Origin of the sequence: Vreelandella halophila, from assembly GCF_019903425.1 — a bacterium.
Lineage (GTDB): Bacteria > Pseudomonadota > Gammaproteobacteria > Pseudomonadales > Oleiphilaceae > Halospina > Halospina halophila.
In genome coordinates this window covers 1,832,474-1,848,799 of sequence record NZ_JACHUZ010000013.1, presented here as the reverse complement: position 1 = coordinate 1,848,799, position 16,326 = coordinate 1,832,474, and the positions used below count along the sequence as shown (strand labels likewise).

Below are 16,326 nucleotides of genomic sequence, written 5' to 3'. Positions count from 1 at the left end.
ACCCCAGCTGGTGGGGCGCCGCCAAAAGGGAAGCCCCCCTCTTTCTCGTTTAAAAAGCCCCGCCGGTACAATGCCATGGTCTCATTCATGCAGCTGGTCATGGCGGGGTCGTACTGCCCCACCAACTGACAGGACATGGCCTGAAGAACCCGGGGATCCACCGTAATCGGGCCGGGCCCCATTAAGAGCCTGGGCGGGGGTGTAAAAGGCCGCATCGACGGTGATGCGGCGTTGAGTCCTTCCGTCATATCAACCTCCAAGGGCCTGCATCAGCATGCGTAACCCGCTGATGCAGAGAAACACCGCGAACACACGCTTAAGCATGAGTGCATCCAGCCTGGCGCCCAGGCTGGCCCCAACCGGTGCCATGAAAACCGTCAGCGGCACGATGGCCAGGAACCCCGCCAGATTGACCGCTCCCAGCATGCCAGCTGGCGCCCCCTCTGGAGTGGTCGCCAACAGCATCGCAATCGCTCCGGGCAGCGCAATCAGCAAACCGAAGAAAGCCGCCGTTCCGACAGCCCTGTGGGAGGGATAGTTGCACGCGGTCAGCATGGGCACGCCCATGGTGCCTCCGCCGATGCCAATCATCACCGAGAAGAATCCGATGCTCCCGGCCATCAGGCCCTGACCAGGGAGTCTCGGCAGACCGCTGGCCACCGGCTTTGCTCGGGGGCGCAGCAGGATATTGGCGGCCACCAGCAGGGCAATCACACCGAAAACGCCCCCGATCAGACTGCCGTCCGCATAGAGCGAGACAGTGCTGCCAGCCACCACGCCCGTAACCATGAACAGCCACCAGCGGCGAATGAGGGCCCAGTCGACATTGCCACGCCCATGATGGGCCCGGACCGACGAAATGCTGGTTGGTACAATCACCATCAGCGAGGTAGCGGTGGCCACGCGGATGGCCACATCCGGATCAATACCCATGGCCTGCAGGATGAAATAGAACACGGGCACAATGACGATGCCCCCGCCCACCCCAAGCAGACCCGCAAGCAGGCCCGCCAGCAGTCCGGTTGCAAGCATCCCCAGAACAAGGGGCAACCAGGCCGTTATCATGTCGAGCATACCCCCTCCCTGGCGGCGCCATCACTCCGTGGATCGCTGGCAGCAGTCACACCACCGTCGGGAAATCGCACCACGGCCCCGGCATGCCCCATCATCTCACTGTGATCGGGCACGGTCTTGAAGCGGTGGCCGCGCAATGCCAGCTCATCACCCAGATGACGGGCCAGGCTCGCCTCGAGCTTGAGATCATCATCCCGATCCCCCCAGGTCCGACCGAGGAGCCACCGACCCCGAGCTATGGATTCGCCGAGAGGCAGTCCGTCGTACAGGTAACGGGTGAAAAGCGCGGCCTGGGTCTGGGGCTGGCCCTCACCGCCCATGGTGCCGTAGCTCATACGCCGTCCGTCATCCAGAACCGCGAACGCCGGGTTCAGGGTATGGAACGGCTTATATCCCGGCTCCAGGGCATTACGGTGGTCGGCATCCAGACTGAAGCTCAGTCCCCGGTTGTTCCATACCAGTCCCGTACCCGGAATGGTCACTCCCGAACCGAACTCCCAGTAAACACTCTGGATGAAGCTAACCATGGTCCCTTCCGCATCCACACACCCCATCCAGACCGTGTCGCCAGGCTCCGCCGGCCACGGCCAGGGTGAGGCCTCTTTTCCCACGACCGCTGCCAGCTTGCCAATGGATACGCTGTTCAGATGAGACTCTGCAGGCGCACGCATCCGTGCAGGATCGGTAACTTCCCGATCCCTTACCCGAAACGCCTGCTTGGTCGCCTCAACCAGTGTGTGGACCCGGTCGGCGTCGGACCACTGCGGATCGTAGAGCTGATCGTAGATGGCAAGGATCAGCAGTGAGGCCAATCCCTGGGTAGGAGGCGGGAAATTGTAGAGGCTCCCGACGCGGGTTCGGACAGACAATGGCGTTACCTCTTGAGCTTCATACCCAGTGAGGTCGTTGGCGCGAATTGGGCTACCCCTGGCTGCCAGCTCCGCCGCCACGGTTTCAGCCAGCTCGCCGTCATAGAAATCCCTCGGCCCTTTGCGCGCCAGGTGCGCGAGCGTCTCCGCCAGGTCCGGGTTACGCAGCTGCTCCCCCTGCCGAAGCGGCCGTCCTTCAGGGGCGAAGATAGCCCGGAACGCCGTTTCATCGGCAAGCGATTCATGCACTTTCTCGCTGGCCACGGCCAGACTGGCCGTCACCTCAATTCCATCCCGCGCCAGTGCTTCAGCCGGAGCCAGAAGCTCCCCGTAAGGGCGGCGCTGCTCGGGTGCCACACAGCACTCACGGGCCTTTTCCCACCCACTCAGGGTGCCACCAAGCGTGAGCGCCGATAGCGGCCCCCGGGCAGGAATGGCATCACACCCCTGCTCCCGGTACCAGTCAATGCTGGCCAACGCCGCGGCATGACCACACGCATCAATCGCCCGGGGCGCTTCACCGGGACGCTGTACGAGCCAGAACCCGTCACCGGCGAGACTGTTCATGTGGGGATAGAGGACGGCGATCGCTGCCGAGGCGGCAATCATGGCGTCCACGGCGCTAGCGCCGTCACGCAACAGAGACAACCCAATATCAGCCGCCCCGCTGTGGGGCGCCGTAAAGGCAATATTGCTCATCAAATAGACTCCATTGGATTTTGGGCTTCCGCGCCGCAAAGCGCGTCCGCCAGCTTCAGAAGCATTAGATCCGAGTGTCGGGGCCCCAGAAGCGATACCCCTGCCGGTGCGCCTTCCCGGGTAATCACCGGGAGATGGACCTGGGGCAGACCGGCCAGACCAGCGGGGGCCGTCAGTCCCATAAGCTTCGCACGATAGTCACGCATCCATTCACTGCTGGCATCGAGGCGTGGTGCTGGGCCTGGGGTGGTCGGCATCACGATCGCGTCCACGCCTTCGAACCAGGCGCTGATATCCTGATGCAGACGCATCTGACCAGTCCGTGCCGCGGTCTCGTCTTCCGCACTCAGCCGGCAACACCATTCCAAACGGGTCCGGATGTCCTCCGCCATACGCGGATCCACCTCACGGAACCAATCCCCGTGGGTCTGCCAGATCGCCCGCCCCTGCAGGACCCGGAAATACTCACTGGCCGACTCGAGCCATGCCGCCTCGAGCGGTATGCGCCGATGAACCTCAAGCCGCGGCTGCTGGCGCAGCCAAGCCTCCTGATCTGCCTGCCAAAGCGCGACGCCATCCATGGTTGGTTCGAGCACGCCCACCCGCACAACCCCGCTGCCGTCGCACTCATCCGCCCCTGGCAGTAACGCCCGGCCAACCGCCAATAGTGTGGCCGAATCCCGGCTCATCCATCCGACCGTATCGAAAAGGGGGGCCAGCGGCACCATCCCCTCGGTCGAAATCGCACCGTGAGTGGGACGAACCCCGAACAGGCCGTTGTAGCTTGCGGGAACGCGGATGGAACCGCCCGTATCCGACCCCAGCCCGATGTCCGCTTCCCCGGCTGCAACGGCGACGGCAGAGCCGGTACTGGAGCCGCCGGGGAGTCGCTCCGGCGCCTTCGGATTCAGCGGCGTGCCGTAATGCGTATTCAAGCCGTTCAGGCTGTAGGCAAGCTCATCCGTCTGGGTCTTGCCGATTAGCTGAGCCCCCGCCTTCTGCAGGTCACGGATCACTGGCGATGTTTCACGGGCCACGGGGTGGGTTGCCAGCCAGTAGGGGTTACCCGCGCCGGTTCGGTGTCCGGCGATCGCAAAGAGGTCCTTGACGACCAGACGGAAACCAGACAGGGGGCCGCTTTCCGAGGACAGTTCACCGGGTGCGGCGCGCCATGTATAGGCGCGCGCATCGAACAGCTCATTCATGGGCACGGATCCGGAATCAGTCAATGTCACCGGGAGTGGGCACCCGCTCACGATAAACATCCCAGTTGGTGGTGATCTCATCCAGCACTGTCTCGCCAACCCGGTAGGCGGACTCCAGAGCCGCGTCAAGTCCGGCGTAGCCCTCGCTTTCCGCAACCAGGTTCTCTGCCGCGCCCACACCGGGCGGAGGCATGGTGTAATTGCTGCCGGTTCGGAGCACCATGACACGATCACTATCGGCAAGCCCCGCCTCATCCAACAGCCTCAGGGATAGGTAGCTGCCGCTGTCCTCCATGGCCGAAGTCACGAATTCCCCCTCTCCATCAGTCCAGTAATCCACCCACCGATTGGCCCAGTCGTTCATGATCTCCCCATGCCAGAACGTCATCGCTGCCAAGTGGTCGCCTTTCAGGACAAACGGAGCCTTTCTAGCATTCGGATGCTCCGTGTACAGGGAACGTGTTTCTTCCAGAGCCTCGGGGTTGGGCAGTTCCGTATCCTTTGTCAGTTCATAGGCCCAGTCGGTGAGTTCCGGGTTCAGCTGCTGCACCTCGAAGCTGGGATCGGGCTTGTTGGGGTCATAGGGCTTCTTCGCGTCCCTGGGAAAATAGCCGGTGTCCCAGTCGTCCGGTATCTCTCGGGCGTCGATGTGGTGCGCCAGATCCCCGTCGACCACGTATTCCGCCCAGGCAGCTGAACCCAGTGACGCATCCTCGGGATCAATACCGGCTATGCCGGCGATCAGCCAGTAGGCATTGGAAAGGTCAAAGCGCGGATCCATACCCAGTGCCATCACCGCCGAGGAGGAGTAGGCCGTCCCGATACCGGTCACAATGCTCAGCACACCGGTTTCCTCATTCACGTAGATATCATGATGCCCTTGGGGAAACGGATATCGCGTATCCAGTTCCTGGCGCTCCTTCCACAACTGAAATTCGCCCGGCTGGTCGCCTTCATCGTCACCGATCTCAAACATGGTGACCACGACGAACTTGATTGGAATCGGCTCTGGCTCCTGCTGGCCGGCCTGCATCATCGAGTGCTGCGCACAGCCGCCCAGCAGAACAAGCGCGGCTACGACCAGCGCATGGCGTGCATTAAACATCATGGTTCATTCCTCTTCTGGTTATGGACGGACACACTAGGCGCCTTCGGACTGATTCCGTTGTTTCCAGTTGTGCTGCTTCTGGAGCTGTTGCGCGTACTGAATCCAGCGCTGGGCACGCTCACGCGAGTCCTCAAAGGCACGGCCCTTGCGAAGGGCCTCGAAACCGCCTTCGAAATCTTCCTGCTCAGTCAGTGCGATACCCAGTAGAACCCAGGCCTCGCCAGGCTTTTCGAGCTCACTCTCTTGCGCCGAGCGCAGGCTGGCTTCCGCTTCCTGCCACCGCCCTCGCTCGATATGAAGGTTCGCGATGCGGACATGGGGATCTCCAGAGTCCCGCAGCGAGGCCAGCCGCTCGAGCGAATCGATGCCGTCCTTGTATTCCCGCGCGGAGATCCAGGCGTTGGCCAGCAGCTCCACGTAATCAGCCTCAGTAGGCAATGCCCCCTGCTCCAGAGCACGATCGAGCAGACGGGCACCTCTTTCGGGAATCCCACGGTTGATGGCCAACTGGATCATTGAGCGTATGGACCCTTCCTCCTCGAGCACCCCGGACTTCCAGGCCAACTGGAGAACGGCGAGGCCACTGTCCCGGTCATCCAGCTGGACATAAATGTTAGCCAGCTGTTTCCAGTAATCCGGTTTCTCTGGCCATCGACGCACCATCCGTTTCAGATCCCTGGCCGTCTGCCGGTAATCGCCTTGCTGGAAGCTGGACGCCACCAACAACTGGAACCAGCTCTCCCGGGGATCATCACTGGCCTCAATCGCCCTGTTGGCCATTGCCATGGCGCCGTCATAACGCTCGGTCTGGGCCATCAGGTTGGCCAGGAACATATACTGCTGCGGCTTTGGCTCCTCCTGGGATTCAAGCCAGGCTCTGGCATACTTTAGGGCCTGTTGATACTGTTCCTCGGAGGCATAAAGTTGCGCCAGCATGCGCCCGACCTGCTGATGCATCTGCTCAGGCAGCTTGCCGGTGTCGTGGCTCACTTTGAGGTGCTGGATGGCCTGCGGGTAGTTTTCCCGGCTCAATTCGACCCGTCCCAACATCTGCAGCACTACTGCCTGGTCTATGGTGTCGGCCTCGAGGTCCTCGCGCAGACCGTCAATCTCGTCATAGGCATCATCGAGCCGATCCTCCCCCATCAACTTCTGGGCTTCCTTGAGCCCCTCGTAGATCGGTCCGCTGACATTCTCCTCCCCGGACACGCCAGCCGAGACAAACGCCATCAAAACCCCGACCATCAACACCCAGTGTCCCGTTTTCCGAATCATCGCTCTGACCTCCCCTGCTCTACCCAGGCTCATTTGTCCAGGGTGAATTCAATCGTCTGTCGGGCTTTTTGTGGTCTGTTTTCGCCATTTTCGGTTTTCGGTCGGAAGCGCCAGCGCTTCATGGCACGAACAGCTGCATCATCGAACATCCGTGGTGGTTCCGACTCCAGCACCTCGACACTCGCCACTGTCCCGTCCGCGCGGATATCTACCGCCATGGTGACGTAACCCTCCAGGCCGGCCCGCTTGGCCTTCTGCGGGTAGTTGGGGGGCACCCGGAGGGTGGGCACGGCGTCGGAACTGAATCCCGAGAGCCCTCCACCACCACCGGCGCTCAGCCCTTCCAATGACATCCCATCACCCTGGCTGACCGAGGCGTCCATGCTTGGCATGTCCATGCTGAGTTGCTGGCTGGTATCCGGTTGATCGCTCTCGACGCTGGCGTCCGGCGTCTCGGGCGACGGTTCAGGCTCCGGCGGTGGATCCGGCTGTTCGCGGTCCTTGGTCTCCGCTTCCTGCTCCGCGGAGTCAACGCGCACGAAGTTGAGCGAGGCACTCTGGCTGTCCTCTTTCTCGAGGTCCCCATCCATCGCGACCAGCACCTGCATCCCGATGAACACCAGGAGGCTCAGCCCCGCCGCCACAAGAAGACTCAGAACGTACTTCGCCACCATTACCTGCTCTCCGAAGCAACCGACACCGATTCCGCCCCGGCCAGGCGGGCCTGATCCATAACCCTGATCAGGGTGTTCGTATTGGAATCCTGGTCCGCCACGATAACCACACCCGCTCCCGGGCTCTCAGCCAGAGCGCGTTCCACGTTGGCTCGCACGGCGCGCGTGTCGACCTCCCGGTCGTCCATGTAGATCTGGTTGTTGGCATTGATGCCCACCTGGATGCTGTTGGATTCGGTCTGTACCGCCGTTTCAGCGTTCGGCCGGGTCACGTCCACACCGGCCTCCTTCACGAAGGTGGATGTCACGATGAAAAAGATCAGCATGATGAAGACCACATCGAGCATGGGCGTCATGTCGATTTGGTTATCATCCTCCTCCCCGTTCAAAAACTGGTTGTCGTTCATAGCAACCTCTCTCGTGTGCAGGGCGTTAATGCGTGGTCATGCCACTCGCCAGCCGGTGCATTTCCCGCTGATAGCGCCGATTGAGTTCTGTGGAGAACGGGATTCCCAGGAGGGCGACCACCATCCCGGCCATGGTCGGGAAAGTGGCCGAACTGACCCCGTCCGCCATGGCGCGGGGGTTCCCCGATCCCAGGAATGCCATCACGTCAAAGACCTGGATCATGCCGGTGACAGTACCGAGCAGCCCCAGAAGGGGCAGTGCGGCGATCAGGGCCGTGATCAGGTTCAGATTCCGGATCATCTGGCAGTCCACCTCGGAAATCAGCTGTCGCCGATATTGTTCCCCGGCCCAGGAGCGCTTGTCCCCGGCCTGTTCCCAGCTCTCCAGGCGGGCGTGACGCTCCGCCGGCAACTGCCGGAAAAAGAACCAGTAGCGCTCGAAGATCAGGACGAACAGACAGAACGTCACCGCCAGGATCAGCCACAGGACGTCACCCCCTGTCTCCAGGAAATCATTCAGAAGGCCCAGTGGATCCATGCCCTCACCTCCCCCTAACTGTTCCGTGATTCGGCGATATTGACGGCCTTGCGGGCTACCATGCCGTAGGACTGTTCACCGATGATCTTGCCCAATTGCTGAATCCGACTGCTCAGAAAGCTGGAGGACAGCAGCAGTGGGATAGCGACGATCAGGCCCAAAACGGTCGTGATCAGCGCCTGGGAAATCCCGCCAGCCATGAGCTTGGGGTCACCGGTCCCGAACAGCGTGATCGCCTGGAAGGTGCTGATCATTCCCGTCACCGTGCCGAGCAGCCCCATAAGGGGTGCGATCGCTGCCAGTACCTTGACCGTGGGCAGCCCCTTGCGCAGCTCCGCCATATCCGAGAAGGTCACCTCATCCAGTTTCTTACTGAGCACATCCAGATCATCCAGGTGCTTGTTCTCGTAGTAGGCCAGCATCATCCGTCCGAGCGGGTTGTCCTCCCGGGCATGCTCCATATCGTTAAGCTGCTGCTTGATCCGCCGCGATGTGCGGGTAAGTCGGGCCGCGCGATCAACCACCACCAGAAGACCGATCACACCGAGGGCCAGAATGATGTAGCCGACGATACGCCCCTGCTGAATGCGCTCCATCAGGGTCGGAACCTGGACCAGAAGCCCCAAAAGCGCCCCTCGGGAGGGATCCAGGGAAAAGCCGACCTGGCTGCCGTCGCTTGTGTTGCTGAGTTCCGAGGCACTGTCGCGGGCCTGGCCACCAGGCTGGCGTGAAAGTTCAACCAGGGCCTGGGACTCCGGCGAAAACTCCAGGTACTTGTCTCCAGCAACCGCGTTGAACGTGCCCACCCGCGTTACCGGAACCGTGTCGCTCTGGCCACTTGGGCGTGTCACTTCGGTTTCAAAGCGTGAGACCTTTCCGGACTCCGAGATTTCCTGGAGCATCAGGCTCCAGAGTTCGCGCATCTGCCGGATAGTGGGAACATCCTCCACCTCAGCCAGGGACTCGATGGTGCTCCCCCGCTCCGGATGTTCGAGATTGACCATCGAGTCGAAGAGCGTGCCCTCCAGATCACCGGCAACCTGGCGGAAAACACCAAATAGTTCACCCAGATTGCCGCTGCGTTGATTCAGCTGCTCCTCGAGTTCCGCCAGTGTTGATTCGTTATCGTCAAAACGCTGCTGCAGTTCTTCCCGTTGAGCTTCGGCGGAAGCTACTTTGGATTGAACATCCTCCAGCATCGCCTCACGTTCTTCCGCACGCTGCAGGAAACGCTGCAGCCGCTCGTCGTTGTGAGTCGCCTCAGATTCCACGTCCTGTTGGACGCGCTGGTAAAGCTCATCAATGGTCGTCTGTGCAACAGACGGACCGGGCACTGCCACGACGAGCGCCGTAAAACAGACTGCCAGCGTTACAGCATGCTTGATTGGGGATTTCATCATTGCGGCATCCTTACTGCTCAGGCGCATTAATGGGCAGGGTCAGAAGCTCGGGAGGCGCCTGGTCCCGCGCGATTCGCAACCCTTCTTCAACCGATTCGAGGTAGCTGGGCTGGATCTTTTCCCAGCGATCCTCGGAGGGATTCCAGCGGCCGCTGTTCTCCCCATCCAGCGTCTGGTAATAGAGCCCGACACGGCCAATGCGCAGGAAATCGACCCGGCGTGCCTCGTCATCAATCACCAGATCGCCGCGATAGGCCTCGATCGTGCGGCCATACTCAAGTTCGACCTGGTAGGCTTCCAGGATGCGACGGTACTTTTCCCCGACCGTGACGTCCGCCCGGTCCACGAGATCGCGCAGGTTATCCACCCGCTCCTGGCGTTCCTGTTCGAGGAAGGGCGCATCTGCCTCTACCAGCTCGGCAAGCGTGTCCGTCATCTCGATCATCAATGGAAGCGCCCCGGTTTCGATGGTGTCGATCTCCTCGATCTGGCCCCGGATCTTTTCCATTTCCTCATTCTGTGAGTCGACAAGCCGATCCATCTGCCGGTTGTAGATCTCCAGGCTCTCCAGTCGCTTCACCGAGCTGCGGTATTGCTGGAAGTCCTGCTTGGCCTGGTCGTCCAGCTCATTGATGCGCGACTGCGTCGAGGCTGAATCACTGTTGATTGCCTTCTGGGTTTCAATACTGTCATCCACCGCCAATGCAATCGGCGATCCAATGACCACGGCGCAGATCGAAACACTGAGAAGTCTGCGAAAAACCATAATTACCCTCTTTCTCATATCAGCCCCGCCCACCGGGCGGGGCTACTGTTCAGCCGATTCTTAGAAGCTGTAGGAGAGACTCGCCGTCCAGTTACGCGGACGTTCCGGCTTGACCACGGTGGAACCGAAAAGGTCCGGGAAGTTGGAGCGGAAGTAATCCTCATCCGTAAGGTTGCGAACCTGCACGTCGAACTTCCAGGGGCCGGTGCGGTAGTTGAGCCCCGCATTGACCAGGGTGTAAGCCGGCAGGCGGACAGACTTGGAGAAGCCCGAGTAGACCGAGTCCACATGCTGGACACTGGTGGTCACCCCGAAACCGTTGCCGAACTGATAGGCACCGGTCACGCTGTAAACATGCTCCGGAACACCGGCCTTGCGGGCATCGCTCTCGGAATTAACGGGAATGATGCCACCCGGCTGGTTGGCATACTGATCCTCGGGGTCAGCTCCAGGGAGGTCTTCAGCACCCAGGAAGCTGAACTGCGACCCCGCATCAAGCGCCGTGAGATTAATGACCTCAAGGTTGGTGTAAGCGGCCGTAAGGGTCAGGTTGTCCGTAGCCAGAAAACGGGCTTCAAACTCATATCCTTCTGTTTCCGTCGTGTTATTGCTGGTCAGGTCCTGGGCGTTATAGTTGGTTCGTTCCTGCGTAAACCAGGCACCCGCCATAAACAATCGTCCGTTGAACAGGTCCGCCTTGACTCCAATCTCTTCAAGTTCAGAAGTGGCCATGGCATCACCGCTCGCAATAAGCCCCGGATCCACCTCTGAACCCTGATCGGATATTACCGTGGCCTGCTCCGAGACGGTCACATAGGGCGTTACCCCCCAGGGAGTTTGGTAGTTGACGCTAGCAGTCCAGGAAAGCTCGCTATCACTGTCATCCGCCTCCATTACATCGATGTCATTGGCAAGAATGTCGGGATCAATTCGACTGGCATCGCGGTTGGAGTCAAATTCCACATAGTCGTAACGAGTACCCAGAAGCACACCGACCCGGTCCGCAATAGTGAAGTCGCCCAGATAGGCGAGACCGTAGTTGGTGTAGCTGCCATAGCTGTAATCGTCGTAGTTTTCACCTGACTGTGTGGACAGAAGACGCTTGTCGCGGGGCGTTGAGGGCTGCGTCAGGTCCCTGCGGTCAAAGAACTCATAGCCAAAGTCGTTCCCACGCTCAAACTCGGTATGGCGAACACTCGGAGAGAGCTGGTGACTCGCCTGAAGCCAATCAGCATGTTCGGTATCAAACGAGAAGATGGTCTGATTCTCAACCACCCAGCTGTCTATGTTGCTGGAAAAGCCGTAGGTGTTCTCGTTGATGCTGTCCAGCGATTCATAGAAGGTCTTGTTCGTGATCCGTGCGTTGTTACCGAGATCATGAATCAAGTCAAAGTAGAGCGTGGTGACGTCCGACTCGAGGCGGTCCTCGGGAGCCACCAGAACCTGGTCGCCATCAAGCTTAGCTGTCCCGGAACTCTCAAGCGCGTCTTCAGGCTCAAGATCCGAGCTGTCTCCAATGAACCGCATCACATCCGAGAACTCACCGAAATAATTTTTCATTTCATCCCGTGACATGCGACCGTCATTGTTGGAATCCACATCGGGGGCAAGGCCCGTGGTGTAGGTCCCGTTATCGATCAGGTCCTGCGTCAGCCGGTTCCAGCCTGCGACCTGGTTACCATCGAAGTCCTGGCGCATGCCGCCAAACTCGATCCGGGTGCTATCACTGAAGGCGGTGTTGAAGGATGCCTGCAGCACATTCTGGTCAGTATCCGTATTGCGGTAATAGTCGTCCGAGGTTTCTGTTTCACCATAGAGGTAGTAACCGAAGTCCTGGCCCACGATTTCACCAGGACCACCAACCTCCGCTGTCAGCACGTTCTTGTCCCAACTGCCCTGGGTGAACGACATCTTACCCGTGGGCTCGTCCAGGTATTGCCCTGTTTCAACCCGTGCCGACTTGGGCACGAAATTTAGGTAGCCACCGATCTTGGATGGCCCCATGATGGGGCTCGCCGGGCCCCGAACCACGTCGACTCGATCCGAGGCTCCGATGGGGGTGGGGAAGTTACCCGGATTGTTGAGCCGGCGAACCCCCCTAAAATAGTTCTCACCAGGGTTACCACGAACATCCAGTGAACCACCAACCCCAAAAAAAGACTGGCGGAATGAACCCGGAGCAATCAGCGCCAGGTCGTTGATCGATTCAATCTCGAAGTTCTCCATCATGTCGGCACTGACCGAGGTCGCACCTCGCGGGGTCTCCATCAGGGTCTTGTCGAACCCGAATACTGATTCGACCGGTTCCGTCGGCATCATCCCCATGGGATCGTCCACTCTGTCCTGAGCCTGATACCGATCCAGCTCAAGCATGTCCTCGCTCTCACTGGTGGCCTGGTCTTCAGACGTCTGCCCCAAAGCCACCCCCGGAAAAACGATTGCGCAATGCAGCCCGATTACCAGGGCCAATCTATTTCTCTTAAAATGCGTCCCGTCGGTCATGTCCCGTCCACTCCTAAAGCCGTCTCACATACCGTTATCTGCCATCAGGCATCGGGTCCCCTGGCTGCAATCGCTGTGCCATTTCCTGTCCAATTGGTTACCTTTTGCGATTACCAGTATTTATATCTTATTTTTCAGTTACTTATGAATATAGTTTAATTGTCCGACAGGGTATTTATGTGATGGAGTGGCTCAAAGCTGGCTACTATGGCCGGCCCAGGAACCCCAAGTTGATGCAGCCGAGGAAGGCGGTGCACCAAAAGGTATCCTGATCATTAACGGGACATGACTATTCAGACATCAAAGGGGAAGGCGAAGACGGGGAGGCCGTCTTCAACTGCAGGATCAGGGCGCCAGGAGAGCAATCAGTGTCCTGCGCCGCACAGGTCGTAATGGCGGCATATGAAGCCATTGTAGGTTGGCTCTACATCCTCGAAAGCGGTTATGCCGGATTCACGGAATCTGGACTCAAAAGCCGCAATGTCATCCTTGTAACGCTTGATCAGCTGATCCCGGACACGCTCTTCCACAAACCCATGCCGCAGGGAATTGAGGCTCAGTGTCCGGATCTCGTGCCAGGAAAGATCAAACTCCCTGACAGCGACGAAGAACTCGTCAGTAAGGTTGGAATCCCACATGCCACGATCATCCGTGGAAAGCGCCACCGGAATGCCCAACCTCAGGTATTCCGGGAAGGGGTGCTCGGAGAAATCGTTCACATACTCAAGCAATAGGTTCGAGATCAGGTTGATCTCGATCAGGTAGGGACCGTGCCTCAATTCCCGTAACAGAGACTCGTCATTGATGAGCTGCAATCCGTGACCGATTCGGTCAGCCCCAAGCATCAGGGTATTGCGGATATGGCTGTTGGGTTCATCCAGCTCCCCCGCGTGAATCGCGAGGTTGACATCGCTATGCTCCTGGCGGAGGTTGCGCAGGGTGTCCCGAAAACGCATGGGGTATCCCTTGTCATTATCCTCTCGCCCCACCATATTGACCGCCACATAAAGGTCGCGGTTATTGCTCACGAATGCGTAGTCATCAATCAACTGCTGTTCCGCATTGGGCGCGAAACGCAAAATGGACTCCTGGAGCCGCACCGTGACACCGGTATCTAACGCATCTTCCTCGGCCAGCCGCTTCCTGTAGATATCCGCGACCTCGTCCCTGGGAATCCGCTCGCCGCCTGGTGTGCGATACCCTGCGCTGCCCATCATGGATTCCAGGTAAATCAGCCCCTCCTCAGAAAAGGCCTCCATGTTGCGATACAGCACCTCGGCCATCAGATAGGGATTGGCGGTCAGGGCCCCCAGACGTTGCCAATGACGCTGAAAGAACTCATCACGACCCTCGTGGGGTTTATCCAATCGGATGCTGTCGAGCCAGCCCTCTTTCTGCTGCCGGGTCAGATTCTCAAGCCGCCGATACTCGGACTGCCTACAATCCGACATGGATTCGTAGGTATCTTCAGTCACATTCCGGAAGTACATCTTGTAAGGGGTACGCCCGAACTCGTTCCGACCATACGCACCGCAATTGTTGATCCTGACCTTGGTGTAATAGCGATAGCCATTATCTTTCTGGTCCAGGGCCAGCTCGTACCACCAGGAAGGAAACGCGTTCCCACTCATATGATTGTGCAGATCGCCGCCTTTGGGCATGGCATAAAGGAAGCGATACAACTCATGATCCGAGGCGTTTTCCCGGAAGGTCTCGAACCAGGCATCGTCAGGTGGAATGGCGGCGGTGGCCGTACATGCCATCATCGCGAGTAACACTGAAACCAGAAGACTGCCAGCCCGACCACCAGAACACCGCATCATCTTTCCCGCCTTTCGTTCATTCATATAACCAACGAGTCAGCAATTTCTGTACCACGTCACTTCGCCTATTTAACGCCCGGTGCGAGGCTATCTTTTCCTGTCCAATTGGTCCAGTTTTGATCCTTGTTGGTGCATTCAACGATTGGATGCCCCCTTAACGCTCTTGAGTGCGCCCGAACACCAGCCCAATGCCGGCAACTAGCCCATGGCACACATCTTGAATCCTGCGGGTACTGATCGAACAAAATGGAGAGAACGGCATTGACTCAGAACTGGGCCAGTACTGAACCGGATTACCCACGGGATATGGTCGGGTATGGACGCGATCGCCCTCGGGCCAACTGGCCTGGAGGAGCCCGAATCGCACTGCAATTTGTGCTGAACTACGAAGAAGGGGGGGAGAACTGCGTACTCCACGGTGATGCCCATTCGGAGACGTTTCTCTCTGACATCATCGGAGCGCAACCCCACGCAAGCCGTCACATGAGCATGGAATCGCTGTACGAGTACGGCTCAAGGGCAGGCTTCTGGCGTATTCACAGACTGTTCCAGCACTACAGGCTGCCGATTACTGTCTTCGGGGTTGCCATGGCGATGCAGCGTAATCCAGATGCGGTTGAGGCCATGTTGGAGGCGGGGTGGGAGATCGCGAGCCATGGCTATCGCTGGATTGACTACCAGTCTGTTCCGGAAGTCCAGGAGCGGGAACACATGCAGGAGGCCATCCGAATTCACAGGGCGTTGACGGGTGCCACACCCCTCGGATGGTATACGGGGCGAGACAGCCCCAATACACGCCGGTTGGTTCTCGAGCAACAGCAATTCCTATACGACGCCGACTCATACGCCGACGATCTGCCCTACTGGCACCATGAGCCAGGCTATCGCCCCCACCTAGTGATTCCCTACACCCTGGATGCCAATGATATGCGATTCCTAACGCCCCAGGGATTCAATTCGGGTGAACAGTTTTTTCAGTATCTCAAGGACAGCTTCGACACCCTTTACGCAGAAGGCGACACCGCACCTGCAATGATGAGTGTCGGCCTGCACTGCCGAGTAATCGGACGTCCCGGTCGCTTCCAGGCGCTGGTGCGGTTTCTCGAGTATGCACTACAGCACGAGGATGTCTGGATATGCCGCCGTCTGGACATTGCGCGGCACTGGTACAAGGAGCACTACCCTACCTCTGACGCCCAACAAAGAATAGGACGCACACAGAAATGAAAAAGTGCATTACCGCAACAGCCATTGCAGTCACTCTCGCCACAGCAGGCTGCAGTATGCATGGACACCATGCATCGCCATCCCCCGCCGCCACTCCCGACAGGGCAGCCGTAATCGAGGGGCTCGGGCTCGAGAAACACGTTGAGGGGGGCTATTTCCGGCGCACCTACCAGGCTGATCATCGGCCCATGATGGAAACCGAAGCGGGAGAACGGTTTTTGATGACGTCTATTTACTACCTGTTGACCTCTGAATCGCCCGTCGGCCACTTCCATCGCAACCGATCGGACATCATGCATTATTTCCATCAAGGAGACCCGATACGGTACACACTGATCCACCCAGACGGCACCCTGGAGACCGTTGTGATGGGACCGAATGTCGCCAATGGGCAGCGACTGCAGCTACACGTAGCTGGCGGTATCTGGAAAGCGTCCGAACTTCTGGACGGCCCTCATGGCTACGGGCTGATCAGTGAGGCCGTCTCCCCAGGCTTTGATTACGACGACATGACACTGGGCGATGCGGCGATGCTCCGGGAGCGATTCCCGGAGCACAAGGGACTGTTCGAGGCGTTAATCCAGGAATAACCGTTATCAACCATAGATGGCGGTCCTGGAACTGCAGGTACTCCTCGATGAGGAGTGCACCAGCCCCATACATAGTGCACATCTTTGGAACACGACTCCATGAGCGCTTTACGCAATTTCACTAAATCCTCGGAATCCATGGATTGTTGCAGCAGACATATAGACTCTC

The 16,326-nt window shown here is 59.0% G+C and carries 14 protein-coding genes; 2 read left to right on the top strand and 12 right to left on the bottom strand.

Translation table 11 applies throughout. The features are described from left to right. Positions 1–249 precede the first annotated feature (249 nt). The 12 genes from H4I92_RS12930 to H4I92_RS12875 all read right to left on the bottom strand — a co-directional run bounded on the left by H4I92_RS12930 (position 250) and on the right by H4I92_RS12875 (position 14,283). On the bottom strand, positions 250–1,074 hold the full coding sequence (locus H4I92_RS12930) for a sulfite exporter TauE/SafE family protein (RefSeq protein WP_077530983.1): 825 nt from the start codon (positions 1,072–1,074) through the stop codon (positions 250–252). After that, on the bottom strand, positions 1,062–2,642 hold the full coding sequence (locus H4I92_RS12925; RefSeq protein WP_077530982.1) for a gamma-glutamyltransferase family protein: 1,581 nt from the start codon (positions 2,640–2,642) through the stop codon (positions 1,062–1,064). The genes H4I92_RS12930 and H4I92_RS12925 overlap by 13 nt, the downstream gene beginning before the upstream one ends. Further along, complete coding sequence (locus tag H4I92_RS12920; RefSeq protein ID WP_077530981.1) at positions 2,642–3,847, bottom strand: amidase; 1,206 nt, start codon at positions 3,845–3,847, stop codon at positions 2,642–2,644. Before H4I92_RS12920 ends, H4I92_RS12925 begins: the two co-directional genes overlap by 1 nt. 16 nt (positions 3,848–3,863) lie before the next feature. Continuing rightward, positions 3,864–4,955: a purine nucleoside permease gene (locus H4I92_RS12915; RefSeq protein ID WP_218668214.1), complete on the bottom strand. Its 1,092-nt coding sequence runs from the start codon at positions 4,953–4,955 to the stop codon at positions 3,864–3,866. Between the two features lie 33 nt (positions 4,956–4,988). Then, positions 4,989–6,230 carry a tetratricopeptide repeat protein gene (locus tag H4I92_RS12910; RefSeq protein WP_077530980.1) on the bottom strand — a complete coding sequence of 414 codons (1,242 nt, stop codon included), beginning with the start codon at positions 6,228–6,230 and terminating at the stop codon, positions 4,989–4,991. Positions 6,231–6,259: 29 nt separating this feature from the next. Next, positions 6,260–6,904 carry an energy transducer TonB gene (locus tag H4I92_RS12905; protein ID WP_077530979.1) on the bottom strand — a complete coding sequence of 215 codons (645 nt, stop codon included), beginning with the start codon at positions 6,902–6,904 and terminating at the stop codon, positions 6,260–6,262. Continuing rightward, a complete protein-coding gene (locus H4I92_RS12900; protein ID WP_077530978.1) occupies positions 6,904–7,311 on the bottom strand; it encodes an ExbD/TolR family protein in 408 nt (135 codons plus the stop codon). The genes H4I92_RS12905 and H4I92_RS12900 overlap by 1 nt, the downstream gene beginning before the upstream one ends. A gap of 25 nt (positions 7,312–7,336) precedes the next feature. Continuing rightward, positions 7,337–7,849 carry a MotA/TolQ/ExbB proton channel family protein gene (locus H4I92_RS12895; protein ID WP_077530977.1) on the bottom strand — a complete coding sequence of 171 codons (513 nt, stop codon included), beginning with the start codon at positions 7,847–7,849 and terminating at the stop codon, positions 7,337–7,339. Positions 7,850–7,863: 14 nt separating this feature from the next. Beyond that, positions 7,864–9,249, bottom strand: coding sequence for a MotA/TolQ/ExbB proton channel family protein (locus H4I92_RS12890; protein WP_218668213.1), 1,386 nt, complete (start codon positions 9,247–9,249; stop codon positions 7,864–7,866). Positions 9,250–9,259: 10 nt separating this feature from the next. Further along, positions 9,260–10,015, bottom strand: a complete 756-nt coding sequence (locus H4I92_RS12885) for a DUF3450 domain-containing protein (protein WP_077530975.1) — start codon at positions 10,013–10,015, stop codon at positions 9,260–9,262. Positions 10,016–10,075: 60 nt separating this feature from the next. Continuing rightward, on the bottom strand, positions 10,076–12,439 hold the full coding sequence (locus H4I92_RS12880) for a TonB-dependent siderophore receptor (protein ID WP_245800980.1): 2,364 nt from the start codon (positions 12,437–12,439) through the stop codon (positions 10,076–10,078). A 443-nt stretch (positions 12,440–12,882) separates the two neighbouring features. Then, positions 12,883–14,283: an adenosine deaminase family protein gene (locus H4I92_RS12875; RefSeq protein WP_143512690.1), complete on the bottom strand. Its 1,401-nt coding sequence runs from the start codon at positions 14,281–14,283 to the stop codon at positions 12,883–12,885. 303 nt (positions 14,284–14,586) lie between these two features. Between H4I92_RS12875 and puuE the strand changes: the two genes are divergently transcribed. Together puuE and H4I92_RS12865 are read left to right on the top strand one after the other, a co-directional pair. After that, positions 14,587–15,567 (top strand): allantoinase PuuE, encoded by a 981-nt coding sequence (puuE, locus tag H4I92_RS12870; RefSeq protein WP_077530973.1) that lies wholly within the window; start codon positions 14,587–14,589, stop codon positions 15,565–15,567. 56 nt (positions 15,568–15,623) lie between these two features. Beyond that, the gene (locus H4I92_RS12865) at positions 15,624–16,157 is read left to right on the top strand and encodes a cupin domain-containing protein (protein WP_077531760.1); all 534 of its coding nucleotides are present in this window, start codon (positions 15,624–15,626) and stop codon (positions 16,155–16,157) included. Positions 16,158–16,326 lie beyond the last annotated feature (169 nt).

Excerpts from the sequence above, each read along its gene's own strand:
- puuE (WP_077530973.1), top strand. The coding sequence starts at position 14,587 with ATGGAGAGAACGGCATTGACTCAGAACTGGGCCAGTACTGAACCGGAT.
- H4I92_RS12915 (WP_218668214.1), bottom strand. The coding sequence starts at position 4,955 with ATGATGTTTAATGCACGCCATGCGCTGGTCGTAGCCGCGCTTGTTCTG.
- H4I92_RS12885 (WP_077530975.1), bottom strand. The coding sequence starts at position 10,015 with ATGGTTTTTCGCAGACTTCTCAGTGTTTCGATCTGCGCCGTGGTCATT.
- H4I92_RS12910 (WP_077530980.1), bottom strand. The coding sequence starts at position 6,230 with ATGATTCGGAAAACGGGACACTGGGTGTTGATGGTCGGGGTTTTGATG.
- H4I92_RS12875 (WP_143512690.1), bottom strand. The coding sequence starts at position 14,283 with ATGATGGCATGTACGGCCACCGCCGCCATTCCACCTGACGATGCCTGG.
- H4I92_RS12900 (WP_077530978.1), bottom strand. The coding sequence starts at position 7,311 with ATGAACGACAACCAGTTTTTGAACGGGGAGGAGGATGATAACCAAATC.
- H4I92_RS12930 (WP_077530983.1), bottom strand. The coding sequence starts at position 1,074 with ATGCTCGACATGATAACGGCCTGGTTGCCCCTTGTTCTGGGGATGCTT.
- H4I92_RS12925 (WP_077530982.1), bottom strand. The coding sequence starts at position 2,642 with ATGAGCAATATTGCCTTTACGGCGCCCCACAGCGGGGCGGCTGATATT.
- H4I92_RS12920 (WP_077530981.1), bottom strand. The coding sequence starts at position 3,847 with ATGAATGAGCTGTTCGATGCGCGCGCCTATACATGGCGCGCCGCACCC.
- H4I92_RS12895 (WP_077530977.1), bottom strand. The coding sequence starts at position 7,849 with ATGGATCCACTGGGCCTTCTGAATGATTTCCTGGAGACAGGGGGTGAC.
- H4I92_RS12890 (WP_218668213.1), bottom strand. The coding sequence starts at position 9,249 with ATGATGAAATCCCCAATCAAGCATGCTGTAACGCTGGCAGTCTGTTTT.
- H4I92_RS12905 (WP_077530979.1), bottom strand. The coding sequence starts at position 6,904 with ATGGTGGCGAAGTACGTTCTGAGTCTTCTTGTGGCGGCGGGGCTGAGC.
- H4I92_RS12865 (WP_077531760.1), top strand. The coding sequence starts at position 15,624 with ATGCATGGACACCATGCATCGCCATCCCCCGCCGCCACTCCCGACAGG.